Below are 22,927 nucleotides of genomic sequence, written 5' to 3'. Positions count from 1 at the left end.
AATATCTCAAAATACAATATGATTACTATTTCAGAAGCAGGGGTAAGTGATATTAAAACAATTCAGAAAATCACAAATATTACCTGGCCCATTACTTATGGCGAAATTTTATCGCAAACGCAGTTAGATTATATGTTAGGTTTATTTTATTCTGAAGAAGCTTTAACGAAGCAAATAGAGAATAAAGAACAATTATTTTATCTGATTTCAGACTCAGAATCAACAATTGGATTTATCGGAATTGAGCATAATTATAAAAATGAAGCCATAACCAAAATTCATAAAATCTATCTTTTGCCGGAAACGCAAGGAAAAGGTTACGGAAAAATAGTTTTTGAATCGATTGAAAAACTGGCTTTAGAAAACAATTCAACAGCTCTTTTATTAAACGTAAACCGTTTTAATACAGCATTGAATTTCTATAAAAAACTAGGTTTCGAAATTAAGGAAACTGTTGATATAGAAATTGGAAATGGTTATTTAATGGAAGATTATGTGATGGGGAAAAAGTTTTAATAGAATTGAACACAGATGACACGGATTTGCTCCGCAAAAGCGCAGATGAAACTGATTTTTTTATCATAATTTGAAAATTAAATCCGTTTAAATCCGTGTCTTTGCAAAGCAAATCCGTGTCATCTGTGTTCTATTTATTAGAAATTACGTTACAATAACATCATGTTTAAACAACAAACCTTTCAGCTCTTTCAAAGCAAAAACAGCCTTTTTTAGTTTAGTTTTAGATGGATCGATCGTATAATTATAACTCGTTTTAAAATCGGTTTTGTTGGCGATGGCTTTGTCGAATTCGGAACGGTATAAATCACAGTTATCAAAAAGAACACCTGTAAGATCCGCAGCCATAAAATCGACGGCAATTAAACTGCAATTGGTAAATGGCGTTCCTTTTATTTTTAAAGTATAGAATTTTGAAAAGTCCAGAATGCAGTCATTAAAGCGAACTTCAAAAATCAATTTATCGCACATGGCGAAATTGACTTCTTTAATTTCGCATCCGTTAAAAGTTACGGTTCTAAAAGCAACATAATTAATTTTGGCTTCGGTGAAAATACAGTCATTAAAAACACAGTCGATAAAAGTAACTGCTAAAAAAGTGCAGGCAGAAAAGTTACAATTATTAAAAACGCAGCATTCGAAATCTTTAAAATTAAGATCGTCTTTGGCATAAATAATCGTATTATATTCTTTATCAAGAAAATATTCGCTCTCTTTTTTCAAGTTTATTTTAAAATTTTTTAAGAGCGAAAAGGTACTAATTTAAGCCAAAATATTAAGTAAAAGTTGTGAACAAAATTTAGAAATTGATGTAGCTTTACGTTTATTTTTTACGTTAAAAACATCAATTTTAATTATATGGAATCAACAAGAAAGGAGCATGATTTTTTAGGGGAATTAGAAATTCCGAATCATCTGTACTACGGAATCCAAACTTTTAGAGCGGTAGAAAACTTCAATATTACCGGAATTCCTATTTCAAAAGAACCTTTATTTATTAAAGCTTTAGGTTACGTAAAAAAAGCCGCAGCCTTAGCCAATAAAGATTGTAATGCAATCGATCCAAAAATTGCCGAAGCTATTTGTTACGGAAGCGATCAGGTTATTGCGGGAAAATTTAATGATGAATTTGTAAGTGATTTAATTCAGGGCGGCGCAGGAACTTCTGTAAACATGAATGCCAATGAAGTAATTGCCAATATTGGACTCGAATATCTGGGACATAAAAAAGGCGAATATAACTTTTTGCACCCAAACAATCACGTTAACTGTTCGCAGTCTACAAACGATGCCTATCCCTCGGCATTTAGAATTGCGTTGTATTTAAAAATGGAAAGCTTTATTAAAACTTTTGCCGGTTTAGAAGTAGCTTTTGCAAAGAAAGGAGAAGAGTTTAAAGAAGTTTTAAAAATGGGAAGAACACAGCTGCAAGATGCTGTACCGATGACTTTAGGACAAGAATTTAAATCATACGCCACTACAATTGGCGAAGATATTCAGCGTTTAAAAAATGCTCAGGAATTATTGTTAGAAATCAATATGGGTGCAACAGCCATTGGAACAAAAGTAAATGCTCCGGAAGGTTATCCTGAAATTTGTGTGGCTTATTTAGCTAAAGAAGTTGGAATCCCGCTTACACTTTCACCAGATTTAATCGAAGCAACGGTCGATACCGGAGCGTATGTGCAGATTATGGGAACCTTAAAACGTTCTGCAGTTAAAATTTCTAAAATATGTAACGATTTACGATTGTTAAGCTCGGGACCAAGAACAGGTTTAAACGAAATTAATTTACCGGCACGCCAGCCAGGTTCATCGATTATGCCGGGAAAAGTAAATCCGGTAATTCCCGAAGTTGTAAACCAAACTTGTTTTTATGTAATTGGTCAGGATTTAACCGTTACAATGGCGGCAGAAGCAGGACAATTACAATTGAATGTAATGGAACCTGTAATTGCTTTTGCAATGTTTACCTCTTTAGATTACCTTTCAAATGCTATTCAAACTTTAATAGATAAATGTATTAACGGAATCACAGCAAATGTGGATCACTGTTATAATATGGTCATGAACAGCATAGGAATCGTGACGCAGTTAAACCCAATTATTGGTTACGAAGAAAGCGCCAGTATTGCGGGCGAAGCTTTAAAAACAAACAAAAGTGTACATCAAATTGCGGTTTTAGAAAGAAAGCTGATTACGCAGGAAAAATGGAATGAAATCTATTCTTTAGAAAATTTAATACATCCAAAATTTATCACAAAGTAAAATTGCTATAAAAAATCTAATAACAAGCCGTCAATTTACTGACGGCTTTTTTTATGATGTTTTATGTTTTGTTTGATTTAAGTTGTTGTAAAATGGGATAATGTTGCTTTAGTTTTTATAATTTTTTTATGGTTGAATTGTTCTGAGCGATCTGAGTTTTATGTTGATAAAGAAATTAAAAAACATAAAATGGTTATTTAGAGGTTGTTATTATTATGTAAGATAATTAATATTTTTAAATGTTATTATTATAAGAAAATACATATATTTGTAATATAAATTAAACTTTTAAAAAATTAAAATTATGAAAAAATGCGGTTTATTATTAGTAGTTTTTATGTCTGCAATTATGATGAAAGCTCAAGAGGCAAAATCTGTTTCTCTTAATTTATATGGGAGTTACAATTTTGCAGATACTATTGATTATGATGGTTACTCTGCAAAAATTGAAGATGGTTTTCAATATGGAGCTGGTGTAGAATACTTTTTTTTGACAAATAACTCTATCGAATTAAAGTATTTAAGAAACGATACTAAAATTCCATTTTATGGCCCTCTTGGTAATCAATTAAATGCTGGTGATGAAAAAGCGGCATTTAACTATATTTTTCTAGATGGAACTCATTATTTTGAGACTGGTGGAAAAATGTTACCTTATTTAGGTGGTGGAATTGGTGTAGGAATTACAGAAATGCCTCAAGATAACGGAGGAACTTATTTTGCATGGAATATTAAAGGAGGTGTAAAAATCAAAACAGCTTCTGCAGTATCTGTAAATCTTAATGCATACCTTCAATCAATGTCTGCAGCTGTAGGTAACAGTTATTACTGGACTTACTACGGACCTGTTGGAGTACAAGATTACGTAAGTACATACCAATTTGGATTAGGGGCAGTTTTTAGCTTTAATTTTAAAAACTAAGCAAACCTAAATTTATTTTTAGCAAGAAAAAAAAGTCGTCAGTTTTATTGACGGCTTTTTTATTGTAAAAAAAATTGCAATAAAAAAAGATTAGCAGCAAATTAGCCTTAGTTAGTGTAAATCAAATAATGCAGCACATCGTTTTGTAAAATATTGAAAATAAGAGTTATATTTACAATAGGATTGGGTAGTAATTAAAAAGCTTAACTTGATAATGGTGAAATTCTTCAGAAATACAAGTTTTCAGCATAAAATTAAAATCGCAGTTCTGCTTTTTCTATTTCCATTATTTCTAGCAGCCCAAAGTGAAACAAATTCTCAAAACAAAGAAATTTGTCCTCCTAAAACTATTTTAGAAATCTTTAAAAAAAAGGATTCTACATTAGTTGTTAAACCTACAAAAAACAATTTTTTTCTTGTAATTCCTGCAATTGGTTCACAACCCGCAACCGGATTCTTTTTTGGTGCCGTTGCGCAATATACTTTCAAAGGAAAACAAGAATCAGATAAATATTCAGTAGCTAATTTGGGTATAACCTATACCGTAAAAAAGCAATGGCTGATTAATGTCAAAAACAATATTCTGCTAAAAAATAACCAAATATTTTTAAGCGGCGATTACAGGCTTTATATATTCTCACAGCCAAACTACGGACTCGGAACAGATATAATTCCGCCTCATCGCGATCAGCAACCCGGTTTTAGTATCGATTCATTGGCTCAGGAAATGGATTATAATTATTTCAAATTTCATCAAACTGCTTCTTTTGAAGTAAGAAAGAATTTTTATGTAGGTGCAGGAATCAATATTGATTGGTACACCAATATAAAAGATAAAGAACTGGATGTTGAAAACGGAAATCTAACTTATCACTACAATTATAATCAGGAACATGGTTTTGATAATTCAGAATATTTTTTAACCGGAGTAAGTTTTAATATGGTTTACGATTCGAGAGACAATCAGGTAAATTCTTCACGGGGCTGGTTTGCCAATATCAATTATCGTTTTAATCCGGTATTTTTTGATAATCAAAAATACAGCAACGTTTTATATGCAGAATATCGAAATTTTATTCCGCTTTCGCAGAAAAATCCTCGATACATCCTCGGAATCTGGGCTTACGGACAGTTTGTAACAAGAGGAGATGTTCCGTATTTAAATCTGCCCGCAATTGGCTGGGACCAGCGAAGCAGGAGTGGAGAAGGTTATACACAGGGATTATTTAGAGGAAACGGACTTGTATATCTTTCAACAGAATTTCGGTTTCCTATAACCTGTAATCAAATGTTTAGCGGCACCGTTTTTACCAATTTTGTAACCGCAAGTAATGACGATAATAATGTATCTCTTTTTCATGCCATTCAACCTGCAGCCGGCCTTGGTCTTAGAATACTAATTGATAAAAAAACACGTACCAACTTGATTGTTGATAACGCGTGGGGAAATAATTCTAAAGGATTTTATCTAAATGCTGGAGAAACTTTTTGATGTTTGTTTTGTTAAGTATTTGATATGATGAATTTTATGTTTTGAAAATGTAAGAATTTACAAGAAAAAACTTAAATTTGACGTACAATTTAACTTTCAAATATGTGATTTATGAAACAGTACAGTTTATTATTAGTTGTATTCCTGTCGGCGATAGGAATGCAGGCTCAGGATGCAAGGTCTTTTTCGCTTAATTTGTATGGCGGCTATAATTTTTCAGACGAGCTGGATTATGACGGTTATTCTGCAACAATTGAAGATGGTTTTCAATATGGAGCAGGATTTGAGTATTTCTTTTCAACAAATAATTCAGTTGAGTTAAAGTATTTAAGATCAGATGTAAAAATACCTTTTTATGGTCCGGCAGGGAATCAATTAAATGCCGGAAATGATAAAGGTGCCTTTAATTTTATCTTAGCAGATTTTACTCATTATTTTGATACAGGATCAAATTTATTACCTTATTTGGGAGCTGGAGCAGGAGTTAGTATTTTAGAAACACCTCAGGGCGGAAGCGGTACTTATTTTGCCTGGGATGTAAAAGGCGGGGTAAAGATTAAAACTGCTTCGACCGTTTCTGTAAATATTAACGCTTATCTACAATCGATGTCGGCAGCCGTTGGAGAGAGTTATTATTGGAGTTATTATTTCGGTCCGGTTGCGGTTGATGATTATGTTTCGACTTTTCAATTTGGACTTGGAGCAGTATTGAGTTTTAACTTTAAAAATTAGAAAGAATAATATTTAACACATAGAAACATAGATTCATGTATTAATTGAATAAAGAATAAAATAAATGACAAATCATTTTACACATAGCCTATGTTTGTTAATACAAGTGAAACGCCTTTAAGCAGCCGCTAAATCTATCTCGAGGCTTCGGGCAATGTCATTAAGTTAAGCTTTTAGAAAATAAAATTATTGCAAATCAAATCCGTGTTTATCAGCGTTTTTACGAAGTAAATCTGTTTTATCCGCGTCACAATTATCCGCTGATTTTACTGATTCGCTAAAGCGAAAACGCGGATAAAAACTGATTTTTTCTAATTACTTTCTTAATTAAACTGTTAAGTAATTTTATAGATTTCCTCTTAACTTAATGACATTGCCCGGAGGGACTATGTGTTTAATTATAAGACATAATAAGTGTAACTTTATAAGTAAAAATTGGCAGCTAGATAAAGCTGCTTTTTTTATGCTTCAATATAAATGTTCATAATTAAATCATAATTTATAACTATTATGAATAAGATTTTTGAACTCAATCCTTATTTTTGTTGTATATACAAATTAATATGAAGTTACTAATAGTCGAAGACGAACCCAATCTTTTATCGATTTTAAGGAAAGGATTTGCCGAAAACAACAACGAAGTAAGTGTGGCTCTAGATGGCAAAACTGCCCTTGAAATGATTCACAATTATAACTTTGATGTTGTTATTTTAGACGTTATGTTACCGGATATTAACGGAATCGAGATTTGCCGCAGACTTCGCGCCGGCAAAAATTTTGTTCCCATTTTACTTTTAACAGCGCTTGGAACTTCAGAAAACATTGTAACCGGTCTTAATTCCGGTGCCGATGATTATTTGGTAAAGCCTTTTAAATTTGGTGAACTTGATGCAAGAGTAAATGCTTTACACCGAAGAGCACATCAGGAAACCGATAAAATTGATGTAATTACAATTGGCGATTTAGAAATAAACGGCCGTGCCAAAACGGTAAAAAGAGATGGAGAATCGATAATTTTAACGGCAAAAGAGTTTAAATTACTGTATTATCTGGGAAAAAATGCCGGAAGAATTGTTTCTCGAGACCAAATTTTAGATAACGTTTGGGATATTAATTTTGATATGAATACCAATGTTGTTGATGTATATATTACATATTTAAGAAAGAAAGTTGATAAACCTTTTAAAACCAAACTTATTCATACCATGAAAGGTTTAGGTTATGTTATAAAGCCATAGAATGGATATTAGAAAAAAAATTACTTTTACCTATGTAGCACTTTCTACTTTTAGTACATTGCTGCTGAGTATCATAGTATTCGTTTTATTTAGAGAAAATAACCGTTACCATTTCTTAAAAAGGTTAGAAGACCGTGCAAAAATTGTAGCTTCAATTCACTTTCAGCACGATCCCGAAAAAATCAAATACTATAGAAATTTAAAGAAAAACGGACTGGAAGAACTTATTGAAGAAGAAGAATATGTTCTTAAAATAAACAGCGCCAATAGTTTTGATTACAACACAAAACTAAATCTCCCTAACAAGTTTTATTCTAATATTCTCGCAACAGGAAAAGATTACTTTGAAGTAAACAGTAAATATTATCTAGGTCAGGTTTTTACAGAAAGCAGTCAAAAGTACATTGTAATTATTGGTGCACGTGATCGTCGCGGAAAAACAACGTCTATATATATTATAAAAATATTACTTTTTGGAGGCATAGGTTTTATACTTCTGGCTTTCTTTTTAGGTCGTTTTCTGGCAAAAAAAGTTATAAATCCGGTAGCAAGAATTACCAAAGAAGTTAACAGAATCAGTGCATCAAATCTTCACAATAGATTACCGGCCGTTAAAAACTCTGATGAAATTTCAGATTTGACAAAGACTTTCAATCATATGTTAGACCGGCTGGAAACATCATTTGAAATTCAGGCAAACTTCATAAATAATGCTTCGCACGAGTTAAAAACACCAATAACAACCATAATTGCCGAGGCAGAAATTATGCTTCTAAAAGAACGTGAAGTAGCAGAATATGTAGAATCATTGCAAAATATTTACAGTCAGGCATCAAGATTAGGAAACCTGACCGAAAGCTTATTAAAATTGACACAAACCGGTTACGACGGAAATAAACAAGTTCTGGATATTGCCAGGATCGACGAACTGTTATTAGAGGTAAAATCAGATCTAGATAAAATTTATCCTGATAATCGAGTCAGCATCAAAATGAATTTTGCACCAAAAGATTCTAATTTGCTTTTAATTCCGTGTAATAAACCGCTTTTAGAACTGGCGATCAACAACATTATTACCAACGGCGTAAAATATTCAGATAATAATGAAGTATTTGTAGCTCTTTCTGCCAATCAGGATGCGATTAAAATTTCGATTAACGATATCGGTATTGGTATTCCGCCAGAAGATATTCCGCATTTGTACGAACCTTTCTTTAGAGGAAAAATTGCGGCCAAATATATTGGTTACGGTTTAGGATTGCCGCTGGCTTCTAAAATCATTCGTATGCACGATGGCGAAATACAAGTACAGTCTGAACAAAACAAAGGAACAATCGTAACGATCATCTTTAAAAAGATAAACCCTAAAAAGGCCAACATTAAAAAATCTAATGTTGAATCTTAGAAAATTCTAATTTAAGATTAATACCCTTCTAATTTACAGCCCCTTATTTTGTATGTATAAACTAAAAGATTATACATATGAAAAATTTCCTAATACCCACAACTTTAAAAGATGATACAATTTCTGCTGTAAAATCAGCAATTTGTCAGGCAAAAGAAGCTGACTGTGAAATTGTTTTAATGATGGTTTCTGATGCTCCGGATGCATTTTCATCATCTAATTTTTTACGCGAAATGAGAGCTGGACTTACCAAAAGTCAGGAAGAAGTTCTCGAAACCTGCAGATATATGATTGATCATACAAAAAACTGCAAAATTAAAATTCACAATCAATACGGGCTTTCGTCTCCAATTTTTAGAGGAATAATTGAACATTTTGCTGTAAAATTAGTCGTTTTAACGCATTCTTATAAACAGGAAACAAAACGTATTCATCAATATTTAGTGCAATTATCGGCAAATCAAAAATGCCCGATTCTGCATTTAGGAAACGATTTTAAAGAAGATTTTACAAAAGCACTTTATATAGAAAACAGCGCTGCAAATGTTCATGTAAAAGATGTACAGCAGTTTTTAAATGAAAATTTCTCATATGAAATTGTAAGCCAGACTTCAAGAGTGGATGATAATTACGAAGCAGCTGCACCTTATTTGACCGAAGCTATTTCAAAATATGAAATTGACCTTTTGGTAGAAACCCGAAAAGGAGAAAAAATCAAATTTAAAAAAGTAAAAAAACAAAATATTAATGAAAAACTGGGGCTTCCGGTACTTTCATTGTATGAAGAAACAGTTTAAGTAATTGATAATTGATTCTAAGACTAATTACTATTCACTAAGGACTAAAAAAATAATTTAAAACCGAAAATATGTTATTAAAGAAAAGAATACCAATGAAATACGTTCTCGGGAAAATTAAAATAGAAATTGCTCTCGTACTGGCTTATACCATATTATTTGAAATATTTCATCATTATTTTATCAACCTTCCTGTAGATATCCCAATTGCGATTCCAACCATGATTGGAACCATTATTTCCTTATTATTAGCCTTTAAGTCTAATCAGGCTTACGACCGCTGGTGGGAAGCACGAATTGTTTGGGGAGCAGTTGTAAACGATTCAAGAACCTTAATACGTCAGGTACTGACATTTTATAAAGACCCTGATTTTTCTGTCGAAGCAAGCGAATTCAAAGAGAACTTTGCAAAAAGACAAATCGCATGGTGTTATAGTTTAGGTCAGGCACTTCGAAATAAAGATGCCATAAAACCCTTAAAAGGTTTAATGAGTGTAGATGAAATTAAATACATCAAGAACCATCAAAATGTTCCAAATGCCATTTTAATGCTTCACGCACGTGACCTTAGAAATGCTAAAAACGAGAAAAAAATCAACATGTACCAGCAAGTTGAAATCGATAATACATTATCGCGATTATGTGATGAAATGGGTAAATGTGAGAGAATCAAGAACACGATTTTTCCAACGACTTACAGTATGTATATTAGATTAACCCTGTGTTTGTTTATTTTCTTACTGCCTTTTGGGTTAACAAGTGTATTAAGCTGGTTTGCAATTCCGTTGATTACTGCAATTGCAGCTGCTTTCTTTTTGATCGAAAGAATGGCGATACATTTGCAAGATCCGTTTGAAAACAGGCCAACAGATACGCCGGTTACATCAATTGCAAACACAATTGAAAAAAATATCAAACAAATGCTGAACGAATATCAAAGCGAATTTGATATCCTGAAAGAATTTCACTTAGACGACGAACCTAAGAAAGTCGAAAAAGACGCTTATTTCGTGTTATAAGACTTTAATTTTGGTCATCTTTAATTGTTGGCTGGACAGTGTATTGGTTAGCGCTGTCCAGTCTTTTTTTTGAAGTTGCTAAGATTCTAAGCTGCTAAGGTTCTGAGTTTTTTTTATTTTAAAAACACATAGTTTGTCATTTCGAGGAACGAGAAATCGCACTCGTAAATCGACAAAGATTAGCAAATATCTGTGCGGAGTTTCTAGTGTGATTTCTCGTTCCTCGAAATGACAAACTAATCGTGAAGACAAACTTTACAACTGTTTCGCAGCCAATCTCCCCAAAGTTCGAATAGATTCCCGCAATTCATTACTCCACGGAAGCCCAAAACTCAAACGCATACAATTCGAAAACTGATTTTGAAAAGAGAAAATCCTTCCCGGCGCAATGCTGATATTATGTTTTAAAGCCAAATGGTAAAAAGCAGCCGTATCAATTTTTTGATCTAATTCGACCCAAAGAAAAAATCCGCCTTGTGGTTGACTTACTTTTGTTCCTGCCGGAAAAGATTCTAAAACCGTATTGATATAATTATTGCAGTTGCGGTTAAGGATTTGACGAATTTTACGAAGATGATTTTCATAACGTCCGTTTTTCAAAAAATCACCCACAACTTCGTGCGTAATAGTAGGTGAGGAGATCGTATGATATAATTTTGTCCTTAAAACTTCTTTTTTAAATTTCCCAGGAGAAACCCAGCCAACACGATATCCCGGTGCCAAAGATTTAGAAACCGAACTGCAGCAAAGCACAATGCCGCTTTCATCATATGTTTTGCAATTCGTTGGCCGGCTTGCGCCAAAGTACAAATCGCCGTGAATATCATCTTCGATTAACGGAACATTATAAAAATCCATTAAGCGAACAATTTCTTTTTTATGTTCATTTGGCATCATGCTTCCAGACGGATTGCTGAAATTACTCATCAAAACACAGGCTTTTACCTTATTGGCTGCAAGTGTTTTTTTAACCGCTTCCAGTTCAATTCCCGTTGTCATGTTCGTTGGAAGTTCCATCACATACAAGCCTAAAGAACTGGCCAATTGCAGAATTCCAAAATAAACCGGACTTTCGGTAATAATCGTATCTCCCGGTTTTGTCAGAGTCAATAAACAATCAGAAATAGCCGAAATACAACCCGGAGTGGTAATAATATGCTCTTCGGTCAAAGAACCGCCCCAGGTAAAAGACCAGCGTGCGATTTCTTTTCGCAAATTGCTGTTTCCCTGAATTTCCTCATAACTCGTACCGCTGTTTGGTAATTGCCGCATCGCCTGAACCATTCCTTTATTTAGTTTAGCAATAGGAAGTAATTCATTTGAAGGAAAACCAAGCGAAAGCATCGTTAAGTTTTTTTTGCGCATATCGCCATAAACCAAATCGACTAAATCTTCGCGTTCAATGTTTTCAACGGTTAAAATTGGCGTACTTGCAGAAGGTTCTGCAATTATTCGTGCCGAAATATTACTCACATAATAACCAGACTGCGGGCGGGATTCAATCAGCGATCTACTTTCAACTTCATAATACGCTTTACTAACCGTACTCATGCTGTAACCCGTTTCTGCACAGACTTCCCGTATCGAAGGCAGTTTGTCTCCAACACTTAAAAGCCCTGATTTTATCTGATTTTCGATAACATCGGCAAACTGTAAATACAAGTAATTTGAACTCTTCATAAAAACAAACTGTTATGCTGCAATTTACAAAAACTGTATCTGTATTGCTGTTTTATTTTTTAGAAATTTGTTTCATCAAAAAAGTAAAAAAGATACTGTCGTGAAAACAACAAAATATTATATTGCTGCCATTACCTGTTTTGTAATCTGGGGATTTTTCAGTTTGGTTTTAAAGCCAATACATGACTACCCTTCATTAGATATTTTATTCTATCGTGTTTTCAGCTGCAGCATTTTAATGCTCCTGATTTCTGTTACATTTAGACGAAAAAAAGTCAAAGAAGCGATAGCAGTTTTTAAAGCAATGCCAAAAGCTGAAAAAAGAAAATCGACTCTGCTAAACATTGGCGGAAGCGTTTTTTTAATGGCCAATTGGTTCACGTTTATTTACGTTATGAATCATGTCAGCGTAAAAGCCACATCTTTGGCTTATTTAGTCTGTCCAATTTTAACCACATTGCTTGCTTATTTTATTTTGCACGAAAAACTAAGTAAAACACAATGGATTGCAGTTGGATTAAGTATTTCCGGCTGTCTGCTTTTGTCTTATGCAAACATAATGGATATGTTTTTCAGCATCATAATTGGTTTTACGTATGCATCTTATTTAGTAAGCCAGCGTGTTAACAAAGGGTTTGATAAATTTATAGTCCTGACGTTTCATATTACTTTGGCAGCTTTATTTTTAGTGCCTTTTTTCCCAGCTTACAGCGGACCAATTCCAACAGAATTTAGGTTTTATTTCTGTATCGAAACTATTGCTATTTTGTTTACCATTTTTCCCTTGTTTCTTAATTTATATGCGCTTTCAGGAATAAATTCTTCAACCGTTGGAATGCTTTTAAACATCAATCCAATGATTGCTTTTCTTCTGGCCATGTTTTTTTATAAAGAACCATTTGGTATTGTACAAATTATAGCATACGGCATTATTTTTATTGCAGTCTTAGTTTTTAATTCACATCATATTTTTGCCATAAAACAAAAATATATCCTGTCGTCTAAAGATTCTCAATAAAGTAACTCTTGTATTTTTATTGGTTTAAATGTAAAATTACGAGAATCTTAACAGGGGTTTAAAACAGGAATGAGTATTTTTCATTCCTGTTTTTTTATGCAGTAAAATGAAATATTGGCCACAGATTATACGGATTAAAAGGATTATTTTCTTTGTGTAGAAAGTTTGCCACGAATTACACGAATTTTCACGAATTCAATTGATTAAAGAATCACTATAAAAAAAATAAATTCGTGAAAATTCGTGTAATTCGTGGCTAAAAAAAAAACTTTAATCCTTTTAATCTGTGGCAAAAAAAATTAAAAACCGAATCTCTATTATATGAAACCAGCAAAACTTCAAGCTTTTACTCCATTGTTTTATTTAGTGTGGTCTGATGATCTTTTAACTCAAAAAGAATTTGCCACATTACAAGAATTTATAAAATCTCAAAAGGCCCTTTCACTTGAAGAACAGGAATATCTTCTCTCTAAAGTTGATATTTCAAATCCGCCATTGCGAAATGAATTGGCACAATGGAAACTGGATATTGAAAAAAGTATTCAGGATAAATCATCCATAAAATCAATTTTTGATATTGCTGCAGCACTTTCAGATAAAGATCTGGACATTTCATCATTAGAATCAGATTTTACAAAACTCGAAAATGACCTTGGAATTTTAGGTGAAGAAGCACTTCAAAACTTTAAAACAAAAGCAGATTCTTTTACCGCAAATTCGCAGACAACAAGCAATTTTGATATCCAAAAAGTAACCGAATTTTTGGACGGAAAAGAAGCTCACATCATAAAAAAAGTAAAATCAATTATTTCAAGACCTGAATTTGCTTACGAAACTTCGACAGATATTAATGTTTTTCGTCAAAAGGTTTACAACTGGTGTAAAATTTTAGCCGATGAAAACCTGGGAAACATGGCCTATCCGAAGGAATACGGCGGAGGAGGAAATGTAGAAGATTATTTTGCAATTATGGAAACGCTGAGTTATCACGATTTAAGTTTGGTGATAAAATTTGGCGTTCAGTTTGGACTTTGGGGAATGAGCGTTCAGTCTCTCGGAACCGAAAAACATTATGCAAAATATTTAAAAGATATTGGTTCTTTAAAACTTCCGGGTTGTTTCGCCATGACCGAAACACATCACGGATCTAACGTAAAAGGTTTAGAAACTACAGCAACATACAATCATAATAATAAAACGTTTACAATTCATACGCCAGACAAAAATGCTCAAAAAGAATATATCGGGAATGCAGCAGTTCACGGACAAATGGCAACTGTTTTTGCTAAACTAATTATCGACGATCATGATTATGGCGTAAACGCTTTTGTAGTTCCGTTAAGAGATACAAACGGAAATACAATAAATGGCGTTACAATTGGTGACTGCGGGCATAAAATGGGATTAAACGGTGTAGATAACGGAACTATCAGCTTTGATAATGTTGTGATTCCGAAAGAAAATATGCTGGATCGTTTCGCATCTGTTAATGATAAAGGAGAATTCGAAAGTCCAATTCCGAGTGACAACAGAAGGTTTTTTACCATGTTAGGAACTTTGGTAGGAGGAAGAATCGGGATTCCGCGTTCGGCATTGGCAGCAGCCAAATCGGGATTAACCATTGCCATTCGCTACAGCGACCAGCGCCGGCAATTTGGCCCTGAAGGAGGATCTGAAGTTCCAATTTTAAATTACAGAATGCACCAACGCAGATTATTACCACATTTAGCAAAAACTTACGCTGTTCATTTTGCGCTTCAATACCTAACCAAAAGATTTTTGAATAGGACAGAAACCGAAATGCAGGAAATAGAAGCTCTTGCAGCCGGAATGAAATCGTACTCAACATGGAGTACAAGAGATATTTTGCAGGAATGCCGTGAAGCTTGCGGTGGTAAAGGTTATTTATCTGAAAACCGAATCAATGCTTTAAAAAATGATACCGAAATTTATACCACTTTTGAAGGTGATAATACTGTTTTAATGCAGTTGGTAGCCAAAAACCGTTTATCTGAATTTAGAAAAGCTTTTGGAAAAATGGGCTCTTTGGGAATTATCAACTATGTGTATGAAAATGCCAAAACGGCTATTACAGAAAAAAATCCAATTGCGACAAGAAGAACTGATGAAGAACATTTGCTTGATGGCGAATTTCATCTGCAGGCTTTTGTACACAGAGAAAAAACAATTCTGGCTTCGGCAGCAAGACGTATCAAAAAACTGGTTGATGGCGGTTTAGAAGCTTATGATGCTTTTAATGTTGTTCAGCATCAAATGATAGATGTTGCGCAGGCTTATTTGGAGCGTATTGTTTTAGAACAATTTCAGGAAGCAATTAAGGAAATCAAAGATGAAAATTCAAAACTAATATTGACCAAATTATATCAATTATATGCGCTTTCGCAGATAGAAAAAAACAAAGGATGGTATCTTGAAGATGGTTATATGGAAGCGGTAAAAACTAAAGCGGTTCGTAAACTGGTTAATCAGCTTTGCTGGGATATTCGTCCGGATGCTGTGGCATTGGTAAACGCTTTTGATATTCCGGAGAGTTGTTTGGCGGCGCCAATTGCGGTGTGATTTTTTAAACATTTTTTAAATCATATAAGTGATATAAGGTTTATAATTTTTTAGAAGAACTTTGTCAAAGTTTTAAACTTTGACAAAGTTTGTTTTTCTTTTGATAAGGCTTAACGCAAAGTTTTGTCATTCCGAGGAACGAGGAATCACACTGGAAATTCCACACAGCAGATCGCCAATCTTTGTCGAGTTTCGAGTGCGATTCCTCGTTCCTCGGAATGACAAAATTACGGGTAATATTATAATACTTGTTATTTGTGATAAATTAATTTATATCATATAAGTCAATCAAATCATCTTACTATTGAAATAACCAGCCTTTTGAAAATCGTCTATATTCATAGAAATCGACTTCACTTCAGGAAGACAATTTTTTAGTTTCGTTACAATTGCTTTTGATAAATTGTTTTTTTGTTCCTCATTTCGGCCTTCCATTATATAACCAAAAACATGAATAAAATCACTCAAAGTATTACCATTATTATAATGTGAAAAAGGATTTATACGAACTTTAATTTCTGGTGCGGTAAAAAGATTTGTTGATAAAGCAGAATTAAAAACTTCCTGCATGATGTCATCTGCAGATTTTAATCTTAATACATTTTCAGAGCAGTCGATAATAAAATTTGGCATTTGATAGTAGTTTAGGTTATAAATTCACTTCAATCAAAATTATAAAAACATTATCAGTTTTCGTTTATTTTATCGGATATATAAATAATTCATTTTTCTGTTTACACTTTATTATATTTGTACGTTTCATTTATTTTTAACGCAGTTTGAAAAATCCACTTTTGTTACTTTTTGTCGTTCTGATGAGCTTTCCGGTTTTGGCTTCGGAAAGTACAGATGACATTATAGACAAGTTAAATCTTGCTTTAAAAAACAAGCAGCATTACGTTCGGTTAAAAGAAGAACGAATTCTCAACTTCAAGAAAATTAAATCTGATGATTTAACAAAAGAACAGGAATACAATTACAATAAAACTTTATATACAGAATACCAGAAATTCAATTCAGATTCGGCTATTTTATACGTAAAAAAGAACCTAAAAATTGCCGATGAACTTCACAATAAAGATTTAGCAGATTTAGCCAGTCTGCAATTGGTCACACTTTATTCATCTTCAGGGAAATACCGCGAATCTGAAGCCATTTTAAAAAGTATCGACAAAAATAAATTGTCAAAATCACTGCTTCCCAATTATTATACTTCTTATCGTGAATTTTTTGAGCATTACGCCGCCAATAGTTTCAGCAGACAATATTTAGAACAGATTCAAAAATACCGCGATTCATTATTGATGGTTTTAGACCCAAAATCTATTAATTATCAAATCAATAAAATTCAGCAGGATATTTATCACCAAAAGCTTGTGATTGCTCAAAAAAAATTAATGAACCTGTTGAAAAATGCCAGCGAAGATAATCCGCAATATGCTATGATTACCTATTTGCTGGGAAGCATTTATGAGAACACACATCAGTTGGAATTACGAAAAAAATATTATGCGCTTTCGGCAACAGCCGATATTAAAAATGCCAATAAAGACAATGCTTCACTGCAGGAACTGGCTTTGGTTTTTTACGAAATTGAAGATGTCGATATGGCCTATAAACTCACACAATCGGCAATTGAAGATGCGCTTTATTGCAATGTGCAGTTTCGTACACTTTTAATGTCAGAAGTTTATTCGATCATTAATACCGTTTATTTAGAAAAAGAAGCAAAGCGGAAAACAGAATTACAGCTTTATTTAATTTGTATCAGTCTGCTTTCTGTATTTTTGATTGTTGCTGTTATTTACGTTTATAAACAAATGAAAAAGGTTTCAAGAATTCGTGGAGAACTCTATGAAACCAGTCAAAAACTGGCCGAATTAAATCAGGATATTACCAAAACCAATAATCAGCTGCAGGAGCGTAACGCACAATTATCAGAATCGAATCATATCAAGGAAGAATATATTGCGCATTTTTTCAGTCTTTGCTCAACCTACATCAATAAACTGGAGAATTACCGAATCATGTTAAATAAAAAAGCAGCGGCAAAACAATTCGACGAAATCTATAAAATGCTAAAATCAACTACCTTGGTTGATACAGAATTAGAAGAATTGTATAAAAACTTCGATATCATTTTCCTGAACCTATATCCTACTTTTGTAAAAGACTTTAATGCGCTTTTAATTAAAGAAGAACAAATTGTTTTAAAGCAGGGAGAATTGCTAAATACTGAACTTCGAATTTTTGCTTTGATTCGTTTAGGAATTAACGACAGTGTAAAAATTGCAGCCTTTCTTCGTTACTCTTTAAGTACAATTTACAATTATCGAACGCGAGCGCGAAATAAAGCGGCAGTTTCGAGAAACGATTTTGAAGAAATGGTGATGAAAATAGGTTTAATTACGTTGAAAATATAAAGATTTATTTTAAGATCACTACTTTTTTTGCTCTATATTTTTTATTAAAAAATTGATAATCAGTATTTTAATTTTTTTATTCACTACTTTTTTTCGTTTAAAAATTCAAAATATACTATAACGTTTTAGCTTTACAATATTATTAAAAGGTACATTTGACCACTAGTACCTTTAACTAAATTGAATGCTTAAATAAATTAATAGTTATGTTTAAAAACGTTAAAACAATTGTTGTTTTAGTTTTATTGAGTTCATTCGGATTGAATGCACAAAATAAGGTTCCGGTTTATCTTGATGATAAAAAGCCAATTAGTGAGCGTGTAGAAGATGCGCTTTCAAGAATGACAACCGAGGAGAAAATTGCCATGATTCATGCGCAGTCAAAATTTAGTTCACCTGGTGTAAAACGCCTTGGAATTCCGGAAAACTGGATGACCGACGGACCGCACGGAATTCGTACCGAAGTAAAATGGGACGAATGGGACCAAGCAGGCTGGACAAATGATTCTTGTATTGCATTTCCGGCTTTAACCGTACTTTCTTCAACATGGAATAAAGAATTAGCTTCTTTATACGGAAAATCAATTGGTGAAGAAGCGCGTTACCGAAACAAAAATGTACTATTAGGTCCTGGAGTAAACATTTACAGAAGCCCGTTAAACGGCCGTAACTTCGAATATATGGGAGAAGATCCGTTTTTAGCTTCAAAAATGGTGGTTCCCTATATTAAAGGAGTTCAGTCTAATGGAGTTGCTGCCTGTGTAAAACACTTCGCTTTAAACAATCAGGAAACAAACCGTAACTCAGTAAACGTAGTGGTGGATGACCGTGCGTTGTACGAAATTTATCTTCCGGCTTTTAAAGCGGCTGTGCAGGATGGTGAAGTATGGGCAATTATGGGTTCTTATAACAAATACAAAGGACAGCAATGCTGCCACAACGAATACTTATTAAACGATATTCTTCGTGGAGAATGGGGCTTTAAAGGTGTTGTAGTTTCTGACTGGGGAGGTGTAAACGATACCAAACAAGCGATTCATAATGGTTTGGATATGGAATTTGGTTCCTGGACAAACGGACTTACCTGGGGAACAAGTAATGCTTATGATAATTATTACTTAGCAAAACCATACTCTGAAATGATTAGAAAAGGGGAAATAGGAACGAAAGAATTAGATGAAAAAGTACGTCGTATTTTACGTTTAACTTTCCTGACTACAATGGATAGAAACCGTCCTTTTGGATCTTTTGGAACTGAAGAACATGCTAAAGCAGGTTTAAAAATTGCTCAGGAAGGAATTGTTTTATTACAAAACAATAACAACATTTTACCAATTGACCTTTCTAAAACTAAAAAGATTGCTGTAATTGGAGAAAATGCTATTAAAATGATGACTGTAGGAGGAGGAAGTTCTTCTCTAAAAGCAAGATATGAAATTACGCCTCTTGAAGGTTTAAAGAAAAGAATTGGCAGTCAGGCTGAAATAGTGTACGCCCGCGGTTATGTTGGTGACCCAACAAGTAATTATAACGGAGTGGTGGCAAAAGTAAGTTTAGAAGAAAAGCGTTCTCCAGCTGAATTAACTGCTGAGGCTTTAAAAGTGGCTAAAGATGCTGATATTGTTCTTTTTATTGGAGGTTTGAATAAAAGCCCAAATCAGGATGATGAAGGACACGATCGCAAAGAATTAGGATTGCCATACGGTCAGGATAAGTTAATCAGCGAATTAGCAAAAGTAAATAAGAATATTATTTACGTAAATATTTCTGGAAATGCGGTTGCAATGCCGTGGGTAAAAGAAGTTCCGGGAATTGTTCAGGGATGGTTTTTAGGTACTGAAGCTGGAAATGCTTTGGCCTCGGTTTTAGTTGGAGATGTAAACCCTTCCGGAAAATTATCTTTCACTTTCCCTGTAAAATTGTCTGATAACGGAGCACACGCTTTAGGAGAATTTCCTGGTGGAGACGAAGTAAAATATAACGAAGGAATTTTTGTTGGATACCGCTGGGCAGACAAACAAAAAATAAAACCATTATTCTCTTTTGGACATGGATTAAGCTACACCACTTTTGCATACGGAAAAGTAACTGCTGATAAAAAACAAATTTCAAGCAGCGACAAAATCACGTTTTCTGTTACTGTAAAAAATACAGGAAGCAGAGAAGGTTCTGAAGTGGTACAGCTTTATATCAGTGATTTAAAATCTTCATTGCCTCGTCCGATTAAGGAATTAAAAGGATTTGAGAAAGTTTCGCTAAAAGCGGGAGAAGAAAAAACAGTTACGTTTACAATCGATAAAACTGCTTTGAGTTTCTTTGATGATAAAAAACACGACTGGGTTGCAGAACCGGGTACTTTTGAAGCAATCATTGGTGCATCTTCGGCAGATATAAAATCTAAAGTGGGTTTCTCACTTCAATAATTTCATTATTTCTAAATTGGTTGGTTGTAAAGCTGCAGGTGTAAAAAGTTGCAGCTTTGCTTTATATTTTTAGTTATAAATGAAATGTTATAAGTTAGAAGTTTTTTTAATCCTAATTAAATTTATAAAATGAAACAAATATTATTCGCTGCAGTTTTTATTTTATTCCAAAAGCTTTCGGCGCAAAGCCTGGAAAAAATGCAGTGGTTTAATGAACCTGAAAAATGGGAAATTAAAAATAATGCACTTATTATGAATGTAACCGCAAACAGCGATTACTGGCGAATTTCTCATTACGGATTTACCGTTGATGATGCACCTTTTTATTATGCAGCATACGGCGGCGAATTTGAAGCCAAAGTAAAAATTTCCGGAAATTATATCGCACGTTTTGACCAAATGGGCTTAATGATTCGCATTGATGAAAAAAATTACATAAAAACAGGAGTAGAATTTGTTGATGGAAAATTCAATATCAGTACGGTTGTAACACACGACAAAAGCGATTGGAGTGTAACCACTCTTGAAAAAGCACCGCCATTTGTCTGGATTAAAGCAGTTAGAAGATTAGATGCTGTTGAGGTATTTTACTCTTTTGATGATAAAAATTACATTATGACCAGAAATGCTCCTTTACAAGACAACACACCCGTAATGGTTGGATTAATGGCCGCTTCTCCTGATGGAAAAGGTTTTGAAGCTAAATTCGAAAACTTCTCTGTAAAACATTTACCAGATCAAAGAAGATTAGAGTGGCTGAAAAACCATCAATAAACTAAATTCCAAATACCAAAAAACTGAACCTATAAATCATAATTTAACTTAAACCAAATACAAATGAGTTCAATTTCATCTGATATTAAACCAAAAAAGCATTACGAAATTCTCGACGGTTTGCGTGGGGTTGCAGCTATTTTAGTTGTTGCTTTTCACATTTTTGAAACCTTTAGCGGCGGAAACCGTTTTATACAAATTATCAATCACGGATATTTAGCCGTTGACTTCTTTTTCCTTTTATCTGGATTTGTTGTGGCGTATGCTTATGACGACCGCTGGGGGAACATGACGCAATGGGAATTCTACAAACGCCGATTAATTCGTTTACAGCCCATGGTAATTATGGGAATGATCATTGGTGCTGTATTTTATTATTTCCAAGCCTCAGATATATTGTTTCCGCAAATTGCAGGAATGCCGGTGTGGAAATTAATTTTAACAATGTTTATTGGTTTTACCTTACTGCCAATTCCTCCTTCAATGGAAATTAGAGGCTGGGGAGAAATGCATCCTTTAAATGGTCCGGCTTGGTCACTTTTTTTCGAATATATCGCAAACATCTTGTACGCCCTGATTTTTCGCAGATTTTCGAATAAAGTACTGTCAGTTTTTGTGCTGATATTTGCCGGACTGTTAATTAATTATACCGTTTTTGGCCCAAAAGGTGACGTAATTGGCGGATGGTCATTAAACCTGGAACAAATGAATGTTGGTTTCACCCGATTATTATACCCGTTTTTTGCCGGAATTTTACTTTCCCGTTTAGGAAAATTAATTCACATAAAAGGCGCATTTTGGGTTTGCAGTATTTTGATCACAATTATTTTGGCATTACCAAGATTTGGTGATGAAAACAGTATATGGCTGAATGGTTTATACGAATCTTTCGTTATCATTTTAATCTTCCCGGTTATTGTTGCAATTGGAGCAGGCGGGCAGATTAAAAGTGCTTTTTCAACAAAAATATGCAAGCTTCTAGGCGATATTTCGTATCCAATTTACATTACCCATTATCCGTTAATTTATTGGTACACAGCTTGGGTTGTCGATAATAAAGTTTCAATTCAGGATGGTTATGCTTTAGGAATTGGTGTTTTAATTGCCAGCATTCTAATCGCATATTTATGTTTAAAATTATACGATGAGCCGGTTAGAAATTGGCTTCAGAATAAGTTTCAAAAACGTAAAATAGCGTAAAATGTACAAGGTAGAGATGCACTGCAGTGCATCTACGCAACGTATATAAAATCTTGAAGTTCTAATTTTGTTAGTTATAGATATTCAAAAAAGGGATGAAATTTCATGTTTTCATCCCTTTATTTTTTTGTTTTTATGTAGAGACGCACAGCAGTGCGTCTTTTTTTTGCCACAGATTAAAAGGATTAAAAATGATTTTATTTTGTATGAATTTGCAAAAATGCGTTAAAATATTGTGTCAATACTTTGCGGAGACGCACTGCTGTGCGTCTCTACGGATATGCATTTCGAAAAATTGTAAAATAGATTAATGAAGAGGCTGTCTCAAAAGTGAGGCAGCTTTTTTTGTGGCATAAAAAAAGGAAAGCTTTCGCTTTCCTAATTCTTGCAATTTGATTAAATTGCGGTGTGTGTATAGCTTCAAAAGTAGTCTTTAAAGA

At 33.6% G+C, this 22,927-nt stretch carries 18 protein-coding genes; 15 read left to right on the top strand and 3 right to left on the bottom strand.

Translation table 11 applies throughout. The features are described 5' to 3' along the window. The first annotated feature begins 18 nt into the window (after positions 1–18). Positions 19–516, top strand: coding sequence for a GNAT family N-acetyltransferase (locus LUU93_RS15455; protein WP_232682072.1), 498 nt, complete (start codon positions 19–21; stop codon positions 514–516). A 144-nt stretch (positions 517–660) separates the two neighbouring features. On the opposite strand, the gene LUU93_RS15450 is transcribed toward LUU93_RS15455, so the two are convergent. Next, positions 661–1,239, bottom strand: a complete 579-nt coding sequence (locus tag LUU93_RS15450; protein ID WP_232682070.1) for a pentapeptide repeat-containing protein — start codon at positions 1,237–1,239, stop codon at positions 661–663. A 135-nt stretch (positions 1,240–1,374) separates the two neighbouring features. Between LUU93_RS15450 and aspA the strand changes: the two genes are divergently transcribed. The 8 genes from aspA (at position 1,375) to LUU93_RS15410 (ending at position 10,389) form a co-directional block, all read left to right on the top strand. Further along, a complete protein-coding gene (gene aspA, locus LUU93_RS15445; RefSeq protein WP_232682069.1) occupies positions 1,375–2,784 on the top strand; it encodes an aspartate ammonia-lyase in 1,410 nt (469 codons plus the stop codon). 304 nt (positions 2,785–3,088) lie between these two features. Further along, positions 3,089–3,706, top strand: a complete 618-nt coding sequence (locus LUU93_RS15440; protein WP_232682068.1) for an outer membrane beta-barrel protein — start codon at positions 3,089–3,091, stop codon at positions 3,704–3,706. A gap of 214 nt (positions 3,707–3,920) precedes the next feature. Then, positions 3,921–5,198, top strand: a complete 1,278-nt coding sequence (locus tag LUU93_RS15435) for a BamA/TamA family outer membrane protein (protein ID WP_232682067.1) — start codon at positions 3,921–3,923, stop codon at positions 5,196–5,198. Between the two features lie 111 nt (positions 5,199–5,309). Beyond that, positions 5,310–5,930: an outer membrane beta-barrel protein gene (locus LUU93_RS15430; protein WP_232682066.1), complete on the top strand. Its 621-nt coding sequence runs from the start codon at positions 5,310–5,312 to the stop codon at positions 5,928–5,930. Between the two features lie 563 nt (positions 5,931–6,493). Continuing rightward, a complete protein-coding gene (locus tag LUU93_RS15425; protein ID WP_232682065.1) occupies positions 6,494–7,168 on the top strand; it encodes a response regulator transcription factor in 675 nt (224 codons plus the stop codon). A gap of 1 nt (position 7,169) precedes the next feature. Further along, positions 7,170–8,573 (top strand): sensor histidine kinase, encoded by a 1,404-nt coding sequence (locus tag LUU93_RS15420; RefSeq protein WP_232682064.1) that lies wholly within the window; start codon positions 7,170–7,172, stop codon positions 8,571–8,573. A 77-nt stretch (positions 8,574–8,650) separates the two neighbouring features. Further along, complete coding sequence (locus LUU93_RS15415) at positions 8,651–9,370, top strand: adenine nucleotide alpha hydrolase family protein (protein WP_232682063.1); 720 nt, start codon at positions 8,651–8,653, stop codon at positions 9,368–9,370. A gap of 71 nt (positions 9,371–9,441) precedes the next feature. After that, positions 9,442–10,389: a bestrophin family protein gene (locus tag LUU93_RS15410; protein ID WP_311202634.1), complete on the top strand. Its 948-nt coding sequence runs from the start codon at positions 9,442–9,444 to the stop codon at positions 10,387–10,389. Positions 10,390–10,644: 255 nt separating this feature from the next. Here LUU93_RS15410 and LUU93_RS15405 read toward each other — a convergent pair whose 3' ends face one another. Then, positions 10,645–12,069, bottom strand: a complete 1,425-nt coding sequence (locus LUU93_RS15405) for an aminotransferase-like domain-containing protein (RefSeq protein WP_232682060.1) — start codon at positions 12,067–12,069, stop codon at positions 10,645–10,647. 100 nt (positions 12,070–12,169) lie between these two features. Here LUU93_RS15405 and LUU93_RS15400 point away from each other — a divergent pair, with 100 nt between their 5' ends. Then, the gene (locus tag LUU93_RS15400; protein ID WP_232682059.1) at positions 12,170–13,087 is read left to right on the top strand and encodes an EamA family transporter; all 918 of its coding nucleotides are present in this window, start codon (positions 12,170–12,172) and stop codon (positions 13,085–13,087) included. 321 nt (positions 13,088–13,408) lie between these two features. Beyond that, entirely contained in the window at positions 13,409–15,667 is a 2,259-nt protein-coding gene (locus LUU93_RS15395) for an acyl-CoA dehydrogenase family protein (RefSeq protein ID WP_232682058.1), read from the top strand. A 288-nt stretch (positions 15,668–15,955) separates the two neighbouring features. On the opposite strand, the gene LUU93_RS15390 is transcribed toward LUU93_RS15395, so the two are convergent. Then, entirely contained in the window at positions 15,956–16,300 is a 345-nt protein-coding gene (locus tag LUU93_RS15390) for a 5-carboxymethyl-2-hydroxymuconate Delta-isomerase (RefSeq protein ID WP_232682057.1), read from the bottom strand. 146 nt (positions 16,301–16,446) lie between these two features. On the opposite strand from LUU93_RS15390, the gene susR reads away from it, so the two are divergent. The 4 genes from susR (at position 16,447) to LUU93_RS15370 (ending at position 22,487) form a co-directional block, all read left to right on the top strand. Continuing rightward, entirely contained in the window at positions 16,447–18,090 is a 1,644-nt protein-coding gene (susR, locus tag LUU93_RS15385; protein WP_232682056.1) for a SusR family glycan utilization regulator, read from the top strand. A 206-nt stretch (positions 18,091–18,296) separates the two neighbouring features. Beyond that, on the top strand, positions 18,297–20,513 hold the full coding sequence (locus LUU93_RS15380; RefSeq protein WP_232682055.1) for a glycoside hydrolase family 3 C-terminal domain-containing protein: 2,217 nt from the start codon (positions 18,297–18,299) through the stop codon (positions 20,511–20,513). 129 nt (positions 20,514–20,642) lie between these two features. Next, positions 20,643–21,287, top strand: a complete 645-nt coding sequence (locus tag LUU93_RS15375) for a DUF1349 domain-containing protein (RefSeq protein ID WP_232682054.1) — start codon at positions 20,643–20,645, stop codon at positions 21,285–21,287. A 63-nt stretch (positions 21,288–21,350) separates the two neighbouring features. After that, complete coding sequence (locus tag LUU93_RS15370; RefSeq protein WP_232682053.1) at positions 21,351–22,487, top strand: acyltransferase family protein; 1,137 nt, start codon at positions 21,351–21,353, stop codon at positions 22,485–22,487. Positions 22,488–22,927: the final 440 nt, after the last annotated feature.

This window comes from Flavobacterium soyae (genome assembly GCF_021245985.1).
Lineage (GTDB): Bacteria > Bacteroidota > Bacteroidia > Flavobacteriales > Flavobacteriaceae > Flavobacterium > Flavobacterium soyae.
Note: the sequence above shows the minus strand (reverse complement) of the source record. Positions and strands in the feature narration are given on the sequence as shown.